We start from the raw sequence: 16,162 nt of genomic DNA on the forward strand, positions 1-16,162 counted from the left end.
ACCATCCAATAGCTAATAGCTCTTTACCGTCATCGATAACAACACGACAAGTTCATGACAACTGATCAGTTGAACGACTTGAGGGCCAGAGTAGAGGCCCTGAGGGGGTATCTTTGACTACGACACCAAACGGGAGCAGCTCGCTGAACTCGAACAGCAGACATTTCAGCCTGAATTCTGGTCCGACGCGACGCGGGCCGAGGGCGTAATGAAACAGGTCCGCGCCCTGAAAGGCTGGATTTCGGGTTATGATAAGCTGAACAGTCAGTTCGGTGATCTCGAAACTCTCTTTGAATTCTACGAAGCGGGCGACGTTGCCGAAGAAGAAGTTGATGAGGAAGGCCGAAAGGTAACCGATACCCTTGAGGACCTCGAACTTAAAAAGATGCTGGGTAACGAAGAGGACCAACTCAGCGCTGTTCTTGAAATAAACGCGGGTGCGGGTGGCACCGAAAGCCAGGACTGGGCCGATATGCTGTACCGGATGTACATGCGCTGGGCCGAGAAACACGGCTATGCACTCAAACAGGTCGATTATCAGGAAGGGGACACGGCGGGTATCAAATCGGCCACTATCGAGGTAGATGGGGCCCTGGCGTACGGTTTCTTGAAATCAGAAAACGGGGTTCATCGGCTGGTTCGCATTTCGCCGTTCGACTCAAACGCCCGCCGACATACTTCGTTTGCGTCGGTATTTGCGTACCCACTCGTTGACGATACCATTCAAATAGAAGTCAATCCGGCGGATATTGACTGGGATACGTTCCGGTCAGGGGGTGCCGGTGGCCAGAACGTCAACAAAGTCGAAACCGCCGTACGCTTGCGTCACCATCCGTCGGGCATTATCATCGAGTGTCAACAGGAACGGAGCCAGCTACAGAACAAGGAAGTGGCCATGCGTCTGCTGAAATCGAAGCTCTACGAGATTGAGGTCCAGAAACGGAATGCCGCTCGCGCCGAAGTAGAAGCCGGTAAGCAGAAAATTGAATGGGGTTCGCAAATCCGGTCGTACGTACTTGATGACCGACGCGTGAAGGACCACCGGACGGGCTACCAGACCTCGAACACGGAAGCGGTACTCGACGGCGATATCGATCCGTTCATAAAAGCGTTTCTGTTGGAGCAGGAATAACAGCAGAACCGCACCAATAGCTTTGCAGGATTTGTGTGATTATACCGGTTATCGCCATTTCGGGACAATCCAGCCTTCTGAAAATACCGTTTATTAGGCACGGATACGAACGATCAGCAATTCATGGCAACAAACCCAATCATACAAATCCTGATTTTAACACTTTTTCTGGCCTGCACCGCACAGACTGACCATTCCCTGATGATCGCAAACCCTGACGCGTCTCAATCCCATTATACGTTTTTGTCCCTGGGCGATTCGTACACCATCGGCGAGAGCGTTTCGGAATCAGCGCGGTGGAGTGTGCAACTGGCAGACTTGCTACGAAAAGACGGTCTGGACATAGCCAAACCCGATATCATTGCCCGAACGGGCTGGACAACGGCGGAATTACAGGATGCGATCAAAGCCAGCGGCAATCAAAAAACGTATGACCTGGTTTCCTTACTGATCGGTGTCAACAACCAATACCGGGGGCAAAGCAAAGACCGCTACCAAACCGAACTCCGGCAGTTGCTTCAAACCGCTACCCGTTTTGCGGGGGGTAAAGCGAATCACGTGTTTGTGCTTTCGATTCCTGATTGGGGCCAGTCGCCCTATGCGCAAGGCCGTAACCAAAAGCAAATCACGGAGGAGATTGATGCCTTCAACGCCATTGCCGAGCAGGAGTGCAAAGCAGCCGGCATTGCCTACGTTAATATTACACCGATCACCCGTCAGGCAGCTGATGATGACAATCAGTTCGCATCCGATGGTCTTCACTATTCAAGCAAACAAATGCGCCAATGGGCCGAAGCCGCGCTGCCAACAGCTAAATCATTGCTTGACCATTAGGTCTATCGCTCGACGGTTCGCGTGGTGTGAGCGAACTTCTGTTTGTAGTACCGCACGGTCCGACCTATCAGTAAGCCACCGATGAGTGCGGGCGCTATCCAGACCATCGTTCCTATCCATTCTGGCGTTTGCTGAGGCATCAGGTAACGCGCATTGGTTACCAGCGCTGCCGTAAATGTAGCGATGTACGAACCTCCCATGCGTGTAATGTGATGGAAGAACCAGTGCATTTTTTCGGTGGGGCGGCTAAATTGGAGGATGTCCCGTCTTGCAAAACTTCCGGTCAAGAACCCAAAAAATGTAAACAGGACAGGGAAGAATGAAGGGCCAAATTTTGTCATCAGGTATAAACCAAAACCGATCATGGCTATGCTCACTGCCGCTGTGAAGTAGGTAAGCAACCGGTCAACACGGGTTGGTCCTGACTTTTTCTGCTTTGTCGCCCGCCAGCCGGAGACGCACAGATAGAAACTAAATACGGCGATCCCGGTTAGGAACAGTCGCATCATCTTGAACGGTTGCAGCCCACAGAGAAGCAATGCCGTTACGGCTACGGTAATCATGCAGTAGACATACACAAGGCCCGTACGGTTGTGCAGGCGACCGCCTTTCTGGGAGAACATAGGAATCAGGCCAATGATCAGAGCCGTAATTCCGCTAACGATATGGATAATGAGTAAGGAAAGAATAAGCGTTTTCATGCTTGTAGGCGGTTGCGTTTAACAGCAGCAAACCTACGGCGGTGCCTTCTTTATCAGCTAATTAATGGGTTCTACAACACGGTTTGGGACGTTTGGTAAGCCTTCCTAGCCGTTGGGACAAACGGTGGGACGTTTCACAAAGCTTTCAACTCAGCCACCAGCGTATCGTTATATTTTCGGGCTACGGGTATTTGAAATTGGCCGTCCAGCAAATGCAGTTTGTAGCCCTGCGCGTTACCCGTGACCCGTTCAACACGATCCAGATTCACGATATAGGAACGATGGCAACGAACAACGTGCGGTAACTTAATCTGGCCTTCTAATCGACTCAGGCTACTCCGGAGCAACGGCTTAGTTGGCTGGCTTTGTCCGGTTCGATCGTTCTTCAAATAAACGACGGTGCAATAATTGTCGCTCGATTCGATAAACAACAGGTCAGCGGGTGGTAGCGTGAGCACGTCTTTTTCATTCTCGGCTACGAGTGTCAACAAACCAGTGACAGGCTGGTCAGGCAGAACGGTAGGTTGTTCCTCCTGAAACAAATTAGTTGGTTCGGGCAGATGTGGTGTATGGCTGGATAACTCGGCTGCGGAGCTACTGTACTTTTTGAGCTGGCGAATGTAACTGAACAGAACCGTGCCCGTTACGGGAAACAGCCCGACCAGAAATGTAATCACAAGCATACTTAGCCAACCGATGCCGCTTTTTTCTTCGTTGATCAACCACGCCAGATAAACCCGATTGGCGACGGCTATCAACAGAATATTCACCATAACGGTTAGAATCTGACGACCTACCGTCCACCGCTCTTCATCGAACAGTTTCGGAAACAGAAGCGGCCAGACAATGAAATTGATGGCTGTTATCAGAAACGTGATGACACCAAACCCCAGCAGTTTTGCCAGTTTGTGGGGCGTCTCCCACAGATTCAGCCCGAACGGTTGAAAGGCAAAAAGAAAGACGCCAACAAACAGCCCAATCAAAGCAGCCTGGCGTAAGTGGCGCGGGATAGACGCTTCGGTTGGAAAAGGCTGGCTGAGTATTTTGAACATACCGCTTTACAGCTATCATCTAAAACAAGCGCCATCCCGCAATCTGATCGATAAACTGGGGCAAAACGGGCGGGTACACTAAAATTATAAAGGCGACACCAAATAATGCACCGTAAATGTGCGCATCGTGGTTCACGTTGCCCGCACCCCGCTGAGACTCGTAGTACGAATACAGCAGATAAATTGGTCCGAATATAAAGCCGGGAATGCCGATCGGAATAATAAACAGCATGATTTTAGACAACGGGCTGATCAAAATGGCCGCGAAAATAATTGCCGCTACCCCACCCGACGCGCCCAGCGAATTGTAGCCAGAATCGTTGCGGTGTTTCAGAAACGTTGGAATGTCTGATACGACGATAGCGATCAGATAAAAACCTATGTAATAGAGTGGCCCACTTGCACCAAACAGGCTATTAAACACTTGCTCCATCAGTCCACCGAAGGCGTAGAGACTGATCATGTTGAAGATCAAGTGCATCCAGTCGGCGTGCAAAAACCCCGATGTCAGAAAACGGTAATACTGGTTCCGTTTCGCCACCTGATACGGATTCATGACCCAGCGGTTCATGACACTGTAGTCGTTCCAAGCCCAGAGGCTAATACCAACCGTAACGAGAATAATAATAAGGGTTACGTTCATAAAGAGAGATGCGTGATACACGCTGTATGATTTCTTAAGTCTGTCTGTATCTTACGTCACACAGGCTATTAACTTTCCCGCTCGGCCAATTGCCGGGTGAATTGCAGCAAAAATTCCTTACGATCCGGGTCAGCCTGGATTTGATCGAAATTAGCGAATCCCCGCCCAAAGTAATCATTGATGCGTGCTTCGGTAATCTGTCGGATACCCAACTGGTCGTAAATGGTTGTAACGGCCCGCACTTTTTCGGCTTTGTCGAAGCTTGTTTGGGTCAACCAGCCCGTCAGTTCGTCTTTGCGGGAACCGGTCGCCTGTTCGAGCGCTTCGATGAGCAGGAATGTTTTCTTATTGGCGATGATATCGCCACCAACCTGTTTACCAAACTTAGCGGGGTCACCGTACACATCCAGCAGATCATCTTTTAACTGAAAGCCGATGCCAATGTTAACCCCAGCCGCGTAGAGAAGATCCGTCGTTTCTTTATCAGCACCACCGAGTAGGCCCCCAAGTTCGAGTGCGTATCCCAGCAGTACAGACGTTTTTAACCGGATCATATCAATATACTCGGCTTCGGTCACATCCCAGCGCGTTTCAAAATTCATGTCCATCTGCTGGCCTTCGCATACTTCGGCGGCTGTACGCGTAAAGCGAGCCATTGCCTGCTTTAGTTTGTCCGCGTCCGCGTCGAGCAGTAGTTCATACGCCTTGACCAGCATCACATCGCCCGACAGAATCGCAATATTGTCATTCCATTTTTCGTGCACCGTAGGCTGACCACGACGCAACGGAGCCCGATCCATAATATCGTCGTGCATCAGCGTGAAGTTATGAAACACCTCGACCGCCAACGCCGGACGAACGGTTTTTTTCCAGTCGTCGGTAAACAGGTGAGCCGCCATAAGCGTCAGCAACGGACGCAGCCGTTTTCCGCCAAGGCTCATAATATACCGGATCGGATCGTATAGCTCGGTTGGATATTGTCCGTATTGGGTAAGCTGAAGTTCGTGTTGAAGGGCGTCAATAAAAGTAGCTGGACTCATTCGATCAAGGCAGCATTCCGCTGAGTTTTGCGCCAAAAATAAGGTAAATACCCCCAAAACCCTAACCGCGCCGACTCCTACGATAATGTTGTTGTTTCTGCGTGATAACCACCCAGATAAGTCTTGCCGATAAAGTAAAATAGCCGTCTCGCCGGTTAGCGTTCCCCCGCTTGGCTCCAGTTGGGTTAGGCGTCTGCCCAATTTCGAGCCGCCGATCCGATAAAGCAGCCGCGAGAGGCTCCATCGTTGACCGGTCAGGATAGACGGTACTTACATCGTCAACATAATCGCTCATTACGTGCGTGTAAAGCCCTTCAAGATGCCACTTGAACCGGTAGCCGATAACGATTGGCAGACCAACTCCGTAGCGTAAAATAACCGGCAGTCGATTGTAATTAACCCCTTCGGTATGCAACGGAGCTAAACTGTACGATTTCCCTTTGTAGGTTGTTGTAGGCGTGAGGTAAGTCAGTCCTACGCCCGCAATGGCGTAAGGAACAATAGCATGATTTCGATCATCGGGACGCCAGAAATCTGCCTGAATACCCGCCCACAGTTCAGGGTTAAAGCTTCGAAAGGATAAATTGTTGTACGACAGGTGTGTATTCTCCTGACTACCCCGAATGTAATACAACTGCGCTTCACCCCGGAAGGTAAGCCTGTTGGAATACCGATAAGCAGCCGCAATACCCAGCGAAACGCCTAACTGCAAATGAGCCAGATTCCAGCGCTCGTTCAGGTCACCCAGGTACCGAGTCGTTCCTACTCCGGCGTTCAACAACCAGGAACCCGGTTTTTCCTGCCAATAAGCCGATCGTTGGGCAAGCCCAACAGAAGCCAGTCCCAGCTGTAAGGTACAAATCAACCCAACTACCTTTATAATCTTCATCCAGTCAGTGTGTTACGGTGCCATTTGGTTGACAAAGTAACAGCCTGACCGGACAAAGAAAAGTATTCGATTTAAAAACTTTTGTTTACTTAATAGCCTATGTAATGGCTGGTAACTATAGAGCTACACGACAATTTTACAGTTCGCCAATATCCTCGTTCCAAATCGTTGGCTTTTCGGCAATGAACTGGTTCATCATGTCAACGCACTCGGGCAGATCGAGGTCAATTACTTCTACGCCATGCTGTTCCATGAACTCCCGTGCTCCGGCAAACGTCCGCGACTCACCAACAATGACCTTTGGAATTTTGAACTGAACAATGGTTCCTGCGCACATATAACACGGCATGAGGGTAGAATAAATAACCGTGTTTCTAAACGACCCGACCCGGCCCGCATTGTTCAGGCAGTCCATTTCACCGTGTAAAATCGGGTTATCCTCCTGAACCCGTTTGTTATGACCTGAAGCGACCAACTCGCCATCCTTGATTAAGGCCGAACCGATGGGTATGCCGCCTTCGCTTAAACTTTTACGGGCCTGACGAATGGCCTCCTGCATGAATTCGTCCATAGTTGACTTTGTGTAACGATTGATTCACTCAATTTTAAAACAGCTGTAGCCAGAGGGATGGCATCACAGGCAAATACTCACTTTTCCGTAGGCCGTTTATTTACGACGCCGGACCTGCTAGGTAACTAACACTATTTTAGCCAAACAGCATAATTACTATCAATATCCAGTCATTTTCGTACGTTTATTAACTGAATAAATCCAAAAAAAGCTTTGTTTTGGGATTTATTTGCTCAACTCACCATGAATGCATTATTGTCGAGTAACTTTTCTGATGAAGCGCTCTGGGAGCGCTTCAAAAATGGTGATCGGATAGCGTTTGAGCAAATAATTTCGCTCCACTATTCTTCTCTATTTCGGTTCGGCACCCGCTACAGCAAAGATACGGGGCTGATTCAGGACTGTCTGCACGACATGTTTGTGTACCTGTGGGAACGTCGATCGCACATCAGCGGAACCGATAGTATCAAGAAGTATCTGCTCAAATCGTTCCGGCATAAGATTTTACTCGAGTTACAACGTACCCAACGCCGAGGTTGGGTCGATGAAGAAGAAGCCATCGACGTCGCTCCCGATCAAAGTTTCGAAGATTTCTTTGTCTTTATCGAAACGGAGCAGCTATCCGCCAAAAAAATTAAGACGCTGATCGATCTTCTTCCCCAACGCCAGCAGGAAGCCCTTCACCTGCGCTACTTCGAAGAACTCGACATCGAAACCATTGCCCAAGTCATGAACATCAACCGGCAGTCGGTTTCCAATCACCTTCACAAAGCGCTCAACTTCCTGCGCGAGCACTGGTAAAATTTCCCCTTTCCGTAAAAAAATGTTGGAATACAGGGTATGGTTGCCTTGCTGGCTAATTATATCAGTAAAGCAGACAAAAAAATAGTCATTTTCAATGAAATCATTTGATCATTTTGAGCTATATGATTTCCTGGAAGACGAGTCATTTCGGTCGTGGGTGTTTGGGCGAGCTTCCTCGTCGACGGCTGAATGGTGGGATCGGTTTCCGGTAGTGTATCCCCAGAAAGCCTTTCTTATGATTCAGGCTCGGGAGACGTTACTGGCTATGCAAGAGGATGCTTTCGCTCCGGCTCCGGAACAAATTCAGCGAAACATTCAGGACATTATGCGGGCAACGGAGCCAGCTTTGCAACGCCAAAGCCCTTCTTTGTCGTATGGGCAAATAGCCTGGATGGCAGCAGCCTCGGTTGTCTTGGTTATGCTGGCCTGGTTTGGCTGGACGAACTATCAGAACAAGCCTGTATCGATTTACCGAGAATTAGTTGCGGCTGCTACGCTGCCCATGAAAGAAGTAATCAACGCCGGTTCGAAAACCCAGTTGGTCGTTCTGGCCGACGGGAGTTCGGTGTTGTTACAGCCGAACAGCCGGATCAGCTATCCTAAAGAATTCAATCGGCAGAACCGACGCGAAGTCTATCTGGTGGGCGAAGCCTTTTTCGAAGTTGCCAAGAATCCACACAAACCGTTTTTTGTCTACGCCGACAACCTGATAACCAAAGTACTCGGCACCAGCTTTACCGTTTGTGCATACGATAAAAAAGCCGTCAACGTGACCGTAAAGACGGGTAAGGTTTCGGTTTTTACCCGCTCGGACAAGGAACGCGTCGAAAAACAGGAATCCCGTCAGCTGATTGGTCTGGTGTTGACGCCCAACCAGCGGGTGTTATTTAACCGGGATGAAGGACGCCTGTTGCGTTCGCTGGTCGAGTCGCCAACGCTCCTGGACATGCCTATTCAACAGGCTATGTTCGAGTTCAGCGGTACGCCGATTAATCAGGTTTTCGCGTCGCTGGAAAATGCGTACGGCGTGGAGATCGTTTTTGACGCCGACGTGATGAAAAACTGCTACCTGACAGCCTCACTGGACGATGAACCGCTATTCGAAAAACTCAATATGATTTGCCGGACGTTAGACGCTCAGTACGAAGAGATGGACGGTAAGATTTTAATAACTAGTAAAGGTTGCCAATAAAACTACTCAACACAATTCCGTTGCCTATGCCCGAAAAACAACCGTTTTAACCCCCAAAAAGAAAGAGTCAGCAATGCGCCAACATCACTGACTCCAAAGCTAATCCCCACTTGCTCTCTTCGAAAAAAGCACCTCCTCGCGGGGTAAGGGATTTTTATTGCCGAATCAAACCGACAACCAATTCAAAAGTATGACAATTTGGATACAAATGCAGCACAGGCTGCTCAAAATTATGCGAGTCAGTTTTTACCTGTTTTTCGTTGTGACGGTGTTTGCTACGATGGCACGGGCGCATGACACGTATGGTCAGGAATTACTTAATCGACGGGTGAGTCTCCAGCTTTCGAACCTGACCGTTGAACAGGCAATCAGCCGTATTGGCAAAGAAGCGGATGTAAAGTTCATGTACAATCCGCGCATTTTCGGCCAGCAACGAATCAATACCGTTACCTTCAACAACGAACGGCTTTCGGCGGTGCTGGACGCGATACTGGGACCCGCTTCTGTTACGTATGAAGTAGGCGGCAAAACGATTATTCTGAAACGAGCAGCGAATGCGGCTCAAGCCGAAAATGAGTCGACCAGCCCAAACGTCGTAAAACCCGTTCCGCCCCTTACCGTCACGGGCCGGGTTCTCGATGAAAAAGGAGCGGGCTTACCCGGAGCTACCGTGCTGTTCAAAGGCACGAGCAACGTTGGGACAGCCACGGACATCGATGGACGGTTCACCTTGAATGTACCCGATGGCAACGGTACGCTGGTTATTTCATCGATCAGCTACACGACGCAGGAAGTGGCCATCAGCAACCGGACGACGTTGCCCGATGTGCAACTCGTGTCGGACGTGAAGTCACTGAACGAAGTCGTTGTCGTGGGGTACGGTACGCAGCGGAAGAAAGACCTAACCGGTGCCGTGGCGGTCGTCAACGTAGCCGAACTTCAGCAACAGCCTACCGCCCAGATCACTAACCAGTTGCAAGGACGGGCTTCGGGCGTAACGGTGCTTGGTTCGGGGCAGCCGGGCGAAGCGCCACAAATCCGCATCCGGGGTCTAAACACGTTTGGCAATAACCAACCGCTGTACGTTGTCGATGGCGTACCTACGCAAAATATCAACGACATCAACCCGAACGACGTTGCGTCCATGCAGGTTCTGAAAGATGCCGGTTCGGCTTCGATCTACGGTTCGCGGGCGGCCAACGGTGTGATCATCATTACCACTCGTCGGGGAACGGGTAAGGTCAAGGTTCAGTACGATGCTTATTACGGGATGCAGTACCCAAAAGGTGGTAACGTCTGGAATCTGCTTGATCCACAGGAAACTGCCCAATTGAAGTTCAACGCGCTACGGAACGCAAACCCAAATGTAGCCATCAACGACCCACTCTACGGTAGTGGCGCTACACCGGTACTGCCTGATTACATTGCCCCACAGGGCGCAAAAGAAGGTGATCCGGCTGTAGATCCTTCCCGGTACAGTGTCAACCCAAATTATACGACCATAGCGCAGTATAACGCGTTTAACCGGATTACTCGTGCGAATAAAGCCGGTACGGACTGGTTTCATGAGATTTTTAGACCCGCACCGATCACCAGCCATAACCTCGCCGTTAGCGGTGGTAGCAATCAGGGAAACTACCTATTCTCGTTCAATTACTTCAATCAACAGGGTACGTTGCTCAATACGTATCTGAAACGATACACGATTCGTTCAAACAGCCAGTACAATATTCGCGAGAACATTCGGGTGGGTGAAAACCTGGCTTTCTCCGTGACCGACAACCCACGTATCAACGCCTTGCAGGAAGGTAGTGCCATTGGGATGGCCTTCCGGGAGCAGCGTATCATTCCGGTGTATGACATCATGGGTAATTACGCGGGTGGTTACGGCCAGGGCTTGGGTAATGCGACCAACCCGGTGGCGATTCAGCAGCGGACGGCCAATAACCGGGGACTAAGCAACCGTTTGTTCGGTAACGTGTATGCAGAGGTAGACTTCTTGAAAGATTTCACGGCCCGCACCAGCTTCGGCGGTGAATTGTTCATGGGTAATTTCAACTCGTTCTCCTACCCGACCTACGAGAATCAGGAAAACACAACGACCAACTCCTACACGGAGAACACCTTCAGCGGCTATAACTGGACCTGGACCAACACGGTACAATACCAGCATAACTTCAACAATACGCACGATCTGAAAGTGTTGGTAGGAACGGAAGCGTACCAAAACCGGGGGCGGAACGTAGGAGGAACCACCCAGGATTACCTGTCTTTTGACCCCAATGCAACCACACTCTCATCCGGATTTGGTACACCAACCAATTACAGTAGCCGCTATCGGGATGCTTTGTTTTCACTGATCGGCCGGGTCGATTACACGTTGAAAGACAAATACCTGCTGGGCGCTACCATTCGTCGCGATGGTTCGTCGCGCTTCCTGAACTACCAGTACGGCTGGTTCCCAGCGGTGAGTGCTGGCTGGCGGCTTTCGCAGGAAAGCTTCATGAGTGGCTTGACCTGGCTGAATGACTTAAAAATTCGGGGGGGCTATGGTATCATGGGTAACCAGCTCAACGTTGACGCGGCCAACTCATTTACTACGTATGGACCGGATCGTACGTCTTCTTTCTATTCGGTTAATGGCTCAAATCAATCGAATGCGGCTGGCGTTCAACGGACGCGCATCGGTAATCCTGATGCCAGGTGGGAAAAGAATATCAACGCCAACATCGGTTTTGATGCCAGCTTGTGGAAAGGTAAACTTGACCTGACCGTCGATTATTACAACAAGGAAGTTCGCGACCTGCTGTATACCCTTGAACTGGCCGGAACGGCTGGCCTGGGAACCGCTCCGGCGGTGAACGTTGCGCACATGCGGAACCAGGGGATTGACCTGGCCGCTTCCAGCAACTTCAACGTTACGAATGACCTGAAGCTAAACGCCACGCTAACGTTCACGACCTATAACAACAAGATCGTGTCCTTAGCCGAAGGTGTCGATTACTTCGATCAGGAAGGTCGCCGGTTCAACGGTAGCTACATCGTTCGTAACGCCGTAGGGCATTCCATCGGACAGTTCTTTGGCTACAAGACCGCTGGTTTCTGGAATTCGCAGGAAGAAATCAACCAGGCAAACGCACAGGCGCAACAAGCGACGGGTAATGCAAGCGCTGTTTACCAGAACGATGTAGCCGTGGGCCGCTTCCGGTACGCGGACACCAACGGCGATGGCCAGATCACCGAAGCCGACCGGACGTACCTGGGTAATCCAAACCCAAAATTCAGCTACGGTCTGAACCTGGGCGCTACGTACAAAAAGTTTGATTTCAGCATCTTCTTCTACGGAACGCAGGGTAACGACATCTGGAACAACGTCAGATGGTGGACCGATTTCAACGCCAACTTCCAGGGTGCCAAAAGCCGGACCGCTTTGTATGATTCCTGGACGCCCGACAACCACAACGCTAAGGCACCGATTCAGGAAACGGTTGGTTCATTCAGCTCGGCGAACGTGCCCAACTCGTACTTCGTAGAAAATGGCTCGTACCTGCGGGCTAAAAACGCCCAGATTGGCTACACGCTACCGGCCAGTACCCTGAAAAAATTAGGTATCGAACGGCTTCGGGTCTACGTTCAGTCGGCCAACCTGTTTACGATCACGAAGTATTCGGGACTTGATCCAGAAATTGGAACAACGGCGAATACCAACAACAGCTCAGGCGGCAGCCTGAACCAGTCGTTCTCGAACACGACCTCGTTTGGTATCGATGAAGGGGTTTACCCGAACCAGCGCCAGTTCTTATTCGGCCTGAATGTGACGTTCTAATTCTTATTATCCCGACAACAATGAAAATACCTCAGTATATAACAGTCCTTGCGGTCATGGCCGTCGGATTAACCTTCGATTCCTGCAAAGAAAGTCTTGAAATTCCCGCTCAAGGTTCGCTAAGCGGAGAGACCCTGACGACGCAGAGTGGTATCAATGCCTTACTGACCGGCGCTTATGCCGCGCTGGACGGGCAATACAACAATGGATCAGCCTTAAACTTGAGTGGCACAGACGCCTGGCAGGCTTCACCCAGTAACTGGACCTATGGTAGTATCGCCGGTGGCGAAGCCCATAAAGGCAGTGACGGTAGCGATCAACCCGCGATTGACGCTATTGCTAAGTTCACGGCGGATGCCAGTAATGGTTTCTTTAACGGAAAATGGCGAACGGTGTACGAAGGCGTAAACCGTACCAATACTGTCCTGCGAGTGCTGGGCCAAGCACAGGGTATTTCCCAAACTGACCAGACAAGCTTCTCAGCGCAGGCTCGTTTTCTGCGGGGCCATTATTACTTCGAATTGAAGAAGATGTGGAACAAGGTGCCCTGGATTGACGAATCCGTTGAAACAGCAACGGCCAGTGTCCAGACCAATACCGAAGATATCTGGCCCAAGATCGAAGCCGATTTCAAGTACGCTATGGATAATCTGCCCGCTTCGCAATCGGACGTGGGCCGGGTCAATAAGTGGGCAGCCGCTTCCTATCTGGCGAAAACGTACCTGTACGAGCACAAATACGCCGAAGCCAAAGCGCTTTTTGATCAGATCATCGGCCAGGGCGTAACCAGCAACGGCTTGAAATACGCCCTGGTGACCAAGTTCCACGACAACTTCGATGCGGCTACCGAGAACAACTCGGAATCGGTCTTTGCCATTCAGATGGTTGCCAACGACGGAACGGGTACCATTGCCAACGCCAATCAGGGCGATATGCTGAACTTCCCGTACGGCAACAGCCCTTTCCGCTGCTGTGGTTTTTACCAGCCTTCGCAGGATCTGGCAAACTCATACCGGACCGATGCTACCGGGTTACCTTACCTATCGGATTACAACAGCCATCCGGTAAAGAACGACCAGGGTATTTCGTCTACGCAGCCTTTTACGCCAGACGCCGGAACGCTAGACCCTCGTATCGACTGGACCATCGGTCGCCGGGGTATTCCTTACCTAGATTGGGGTAACCACCCCGGTGCCGACTGGATTCGGAGCCCAGGCCAAACCTACGCGGGTCCGTATTCGCCGAAAAAGAACATTTACATGCAGGCTACGCAGGATCAGTACGCGGACAACCACTCCTGGGCGCCCGGAACGGCGATCAACCTGAACATCATTCGCTATGCCGACGTGCTGCTGATGGCTGCCGAAGCGGAAGCGCAGCTCGGCAATTTCGAACAGGCACAGACCTACGTCAATCAGGTACGCGCTCGGGCCGCCAACCCGGTTAACTTTGTGTACAAGTATTCGAATGACGCGACTCCGCTGGCAGGTTATTCAACAACGCCCGCTGCCAATTATAAGATTACGGCTTATCCAGCCGGTACGTTTGCCGGATTGGGTAAAACGGGGGCGTTGAATGCGATCTACTTTGAACGCAAGCTTGAATTGGCGACAGAAGGTCACCGGTTCTTCGATTTGGTTCGCTGGGGTATCGCCGAAACCGTGTTGAATAACTACTTCAACTACGAAAGTACGATAACAACGGATATTCGGGGCGGTCATTTTACAGCTGGCAAAAACGATTATTACCCGATTCCGCAACGGCAAATCGACTTAAGTACATCGAGCGGTAAGTCGTCGCTAACCCAAAATCCGGGTTATAATTAATTGCGAATTGACGACAAAAAGAGGCAGTCATTGGGCTGCCTCTTTTCATTTAGGCGAGGCCCAGTAGAACCTTTTGAAGCAACCACAACCTCTAACATGCAAAGGCTCTCTTTTCTTTCTTCTTTCCGTGGGCTTCTTGTCGTGTTAGGAGCCTGTATTACGTTAACAAGCTGCCATTCGAACACTACTGTGTCGGACTCCTCGGGTAAGGAACCGACCAGCGAAGGTGAAAAATTAGCGCAGCAGCATTGCAGCACCTGCCATTTGCCCGTTGCACCTGATGCGCTGGATAAAGAAACATGGATTAAACACGTATTACCGGCTATGGCCCCCAAGCTAGGATTGGAGGTATGGCAGAAAACCCAGTATTATCAGCCGCCCACTGCTACCATTTCGCTCGCCGACTGGACAAAGCTCGTTGCCTACTACGAAAAACTGGCACCCGAAAAGCCGACGCAGACTAAGCCACCTACTAAATTAGTCAACGACTGGTCTATCTTTAAACTGGTAAAACCCACCGAGATCAAAAGCGAATTAGCGACAACAACGATGGTTGCCTTTGATTCAGCCAGGGGAACAATCTACTCCAGCAACGAAACCAGCTCCGGCCTTTATCAGTGGAGTTCATCACTGAAGCCAGCGCTTATCCGGCAACTCCCCTCCCCCGCCGTTCAGGCTTCCTTTATCGACAGGCCAAACGGTTCACACCAGACACTATTGACCTGCATCGGTACCATGCTGGCCGTTGACCAAGCCCGTGGCGAAGTTTTACAGCTCGATCTGGATAAAGCCGCAACGACTCCGCCGGTTTCCATTGCCCAACAACTTCCCCGCCCCATCCAGTCAACACCGGGCGACTTCAACCGCGATGGATTAACGGATTGGATTGTTTGTGGTTTCGGGCATAACGTCGGTGGTTTGTACTTGTTAAAGCAACGGCCCGATCATCAATTCAATAAGCTTGTCATCAAAGAAGTACCGGGCGCAACGCAGGTTATTCCGGGCGATTTCAATAAAGATGGCTGGCTTGACTTTATGGCTTTGTTTGCCCACGCCGACGAAGGCATCTGGCTTTTTACAAACGACCAGAAGGGCGGTTTTTTGGAACGGAACCTGCTCCGATTTCCTCCCGTTTACGGCTCCACCAGCTTTCAACTAGTCGATTTTAATAAAGACGGAAAGCTGGATATTTTGTATAGCTGTGGCGATAATAGCGACTACTCGCGTGTTCTGAAACCTTTTCACGGGATTTACCTCTTCACAAATCAGGGTAACAACCAGTATAAGCAAACGTATTTTTATCCGATCAACGGCTGCACCAAAGCAATTGCCGCTGACTTCGATCACGATGGCGATGTGGATATTGCCACCATTGCCTTCTTTGGGGATCTAAAAAATAAACCGGCTGAGACCTTTGTTTATTTCGAGCAATTAGCACCTGCTCAATTCCGTCCCCATGCTGTTCCCGTAAGCCAATACGGTCGGTGGATTTGTATGGACGCCAAAGACTGGGACCACGATGGCGATATAGATATAGTTTTAGGCAATTACTCGCAGGGCTTTCTCAACGAAGTAGGTTTTACGCCAACCTGGAATGGCTACCTCCCCCTGATCGTGCTGGAAAATAGCACGTCTTTGTAGTCCTGGATTAT

13 protein-coding genes are annotated in these 16,162 nt (G+C 50.5%); 7 read left to right on the forward strand and 6 right to left on the reverse strand.

Features of this window, described 5'->3' with window-relative positions:
• Window positions 1-54: 54 nt before the first annotated feature.
• Both prfB and M0L20_RS07595 read left to right on the forward strand, forming a co-directional pair.
• Window positions 55-1,132 (forward strand): peptide chain release factor 2 gene (gene prfB, locus M0L20_RS07590; protein ID WP_232560252.1). Its coding sequence is split into 2 segments (ribosomal slippage): window positions 55-114 and window positions 116-1,132, totalling 1,077 coding nucleotides; the frame shifts between segments, so codons are not numbered across the junction.
• A 123-nt stretch (window positions 1,133-1,255) separates the two neighbouring features.
• Window positions 1,256-1,966, forward strand: coding sequence for an SGNH/GDSL hydrolase family protein (locus M0L20_RS07595; RefSeq protein ID WP_248476335.1), 711 nt, complete (start codon window positions 1,256-1,258; stop codon window positions 1,964-1,966).
• 2 nt (window positions 1,967-1,968) lie between these two features.
• Here M0L20_RS07595 and M0L20_RS07600 read toward each other — a convergent pair whose 3' ends face one another.
• The 6 genes from M0L20_RS07600 to M0L20_RS07625 all read right to left on the reverse strand — a co-directional run bounded on the left by M0L20_RS07600 (window position 1,969) and on the right by M0L20_RS07625 (window position 6,862).
• The gene (locus M0L20_RS07600) at window positions 1,969-2,667 is read right to left on the reverse strand and encodes a DUF2306 domain-containing protein (protein ID WP_232560254.1); all 699 of its coding nucleotides are present in this window, start codon (window positions 2,665-2,667) and stop codon (window positions 1,969-1,971) included.
• 134 nt (window positions 2,668-2,801) lie between these two features.
• Window positions 2,802-3,719 carry a LytR/AlgR family response regulator transcription factor gene (locus tag M0L20_RS07605; RefSeq protein ID WP_248476336.1) on the reverse strand — a complete coding sequence of 306 codons (918 nt, stop codon included), beginning with the start codon at window positions 3,717-3,719 and terminating at the stop codon, window positions 2,802-2,804.
• A 19-nt stretch (window positions 3,720-3,738) separates the two neighbouring features.
• Entirely contained in the window at window positions 3,739-4,362 is a 624-nt protein-coding gene (locus M0L20_RS07610) for a rhomboid family intramembrane serine protease (RefSeq protein ID WP_232560256.1), read from the reverse strand.
• A gap of 68 nt (window positions 4,363-4,430) precedes the next feature.
• Complete coding sequence (locus tag M0L20_RS07615; protein WP_232560257.1) at window positions 4,431-5,402, reverse strand: polyprenyl synthetase family protein; 972 nt, start codon at window positions 5,400-5,402, stop codon at window positions 4,431-4,433.
• Between the two features lie 61 nt (window positions 5,403-5,463).
• Window positions 5,464-6,291, reverse strand: a complete 828-nt coding sequence (locus tag M0L20_RS07620) for a hypothetical protein (RefSeq protein WP_248476337.1) — start codon at window positions 6,289-6,291, stop codon at window positions 5,464-5,466.
• Window positions 6,292-6,427: 136 nt separating this feature from the next.
• Entirely contained in the window at window positions 6,428-6,862 is a 435-nt protein-coding gene (locus M0L20_RS07625) for a nucleoside deaminase (protein ID WP_232560259.1), read from the reverse strand.
• Window positions 6,863-7,105: 243 nt separating this feature from the next.
• On the opposite strand from M0L20_RS07625, the gene M0L20_RS07630 reads away from it, so the two are divergent.
• The 5 genes from M0L20_RS07630 (at window position 7,106) to M0L20_RS07650 (ending at window position 16,151) form a co-directional block, all read left to right on the forward strand.
• Window positions 7,106-7,663, forward strand: coding sequence for an RNA polymerase sigma factor (locus M0L20_RS07630; protein WP_232560260.1), 558 nt, complete (start codon window positions 7,106-7,108; stop codon window positions 7,661-7,663).
• 97 nt (window positions 7,664-7,760) lie between these two features.
• Window positions 7,761-8,858 carry a FecR family protein gene (locus tag M0L20_RS07635; protein ID WP_248476338.1) on the forward strand — a complete coding sequence of 366 codons (1,098 nt, stop codon included), beginning with the start codon at window positions 7,761-7,763 and terminating at the stop codon, window positions 8,856-8,858.
• Between the two features lie 190 nt (window positions 8,859-9,048).
• Window positions 9,049-12,684, forward strand: a complete 3,636-nt coding sequence (locus M0L20_RS07640; RefSeq protein WP_248476339.1) for a TonB-dependent receptor — start codon at window positions 9,049-9,051, stop codon at window positions 12,682-12,684.
• A gap of 20 nt (window positions 12,685-12,704) precedes the next feature.
• Window positions 12,705-14,510 carry a RagB/SusD family nutrient uptake outer membrane protein gene (locus M0L20_RS07645; RefSeq protein WP_232560263.1) on the forward strand — a complete coding sequence of 602 codons (1,806 nt, stop codon included), beginning with the start codon at window positions 12,705-12,707 and terminating at the stop codon, window positions 14,508-14,510.
• A gap of 189 nt (window positions 14,511-14,699) precedes the next feature.
• The gene (locus M0L20_RS07650; RefSeq protein ID WP_248476340.1) at window positions 14,700-16,151 is read left to right on the forward strand and encodes an FG-GAP-like repeat-containing protein; all 1,452 of its coding nucleotides are present in this window, start codon (window positions 14,700-14,702) and stop codon (window positions 16,149-16,151) included.
• Window positions 16,152-16,162 lie beyond the last annotated feature (11 nt).

The organism is Spirosoma liriopis, assembly GCF_023196085.1.
GTDB classification, from domain to species: Bacteria; Bacteroidota; Bacteroidia; order Cytophagales; family Spirosomataceae; genus Spirosoma; species Spirosoma oryzicola.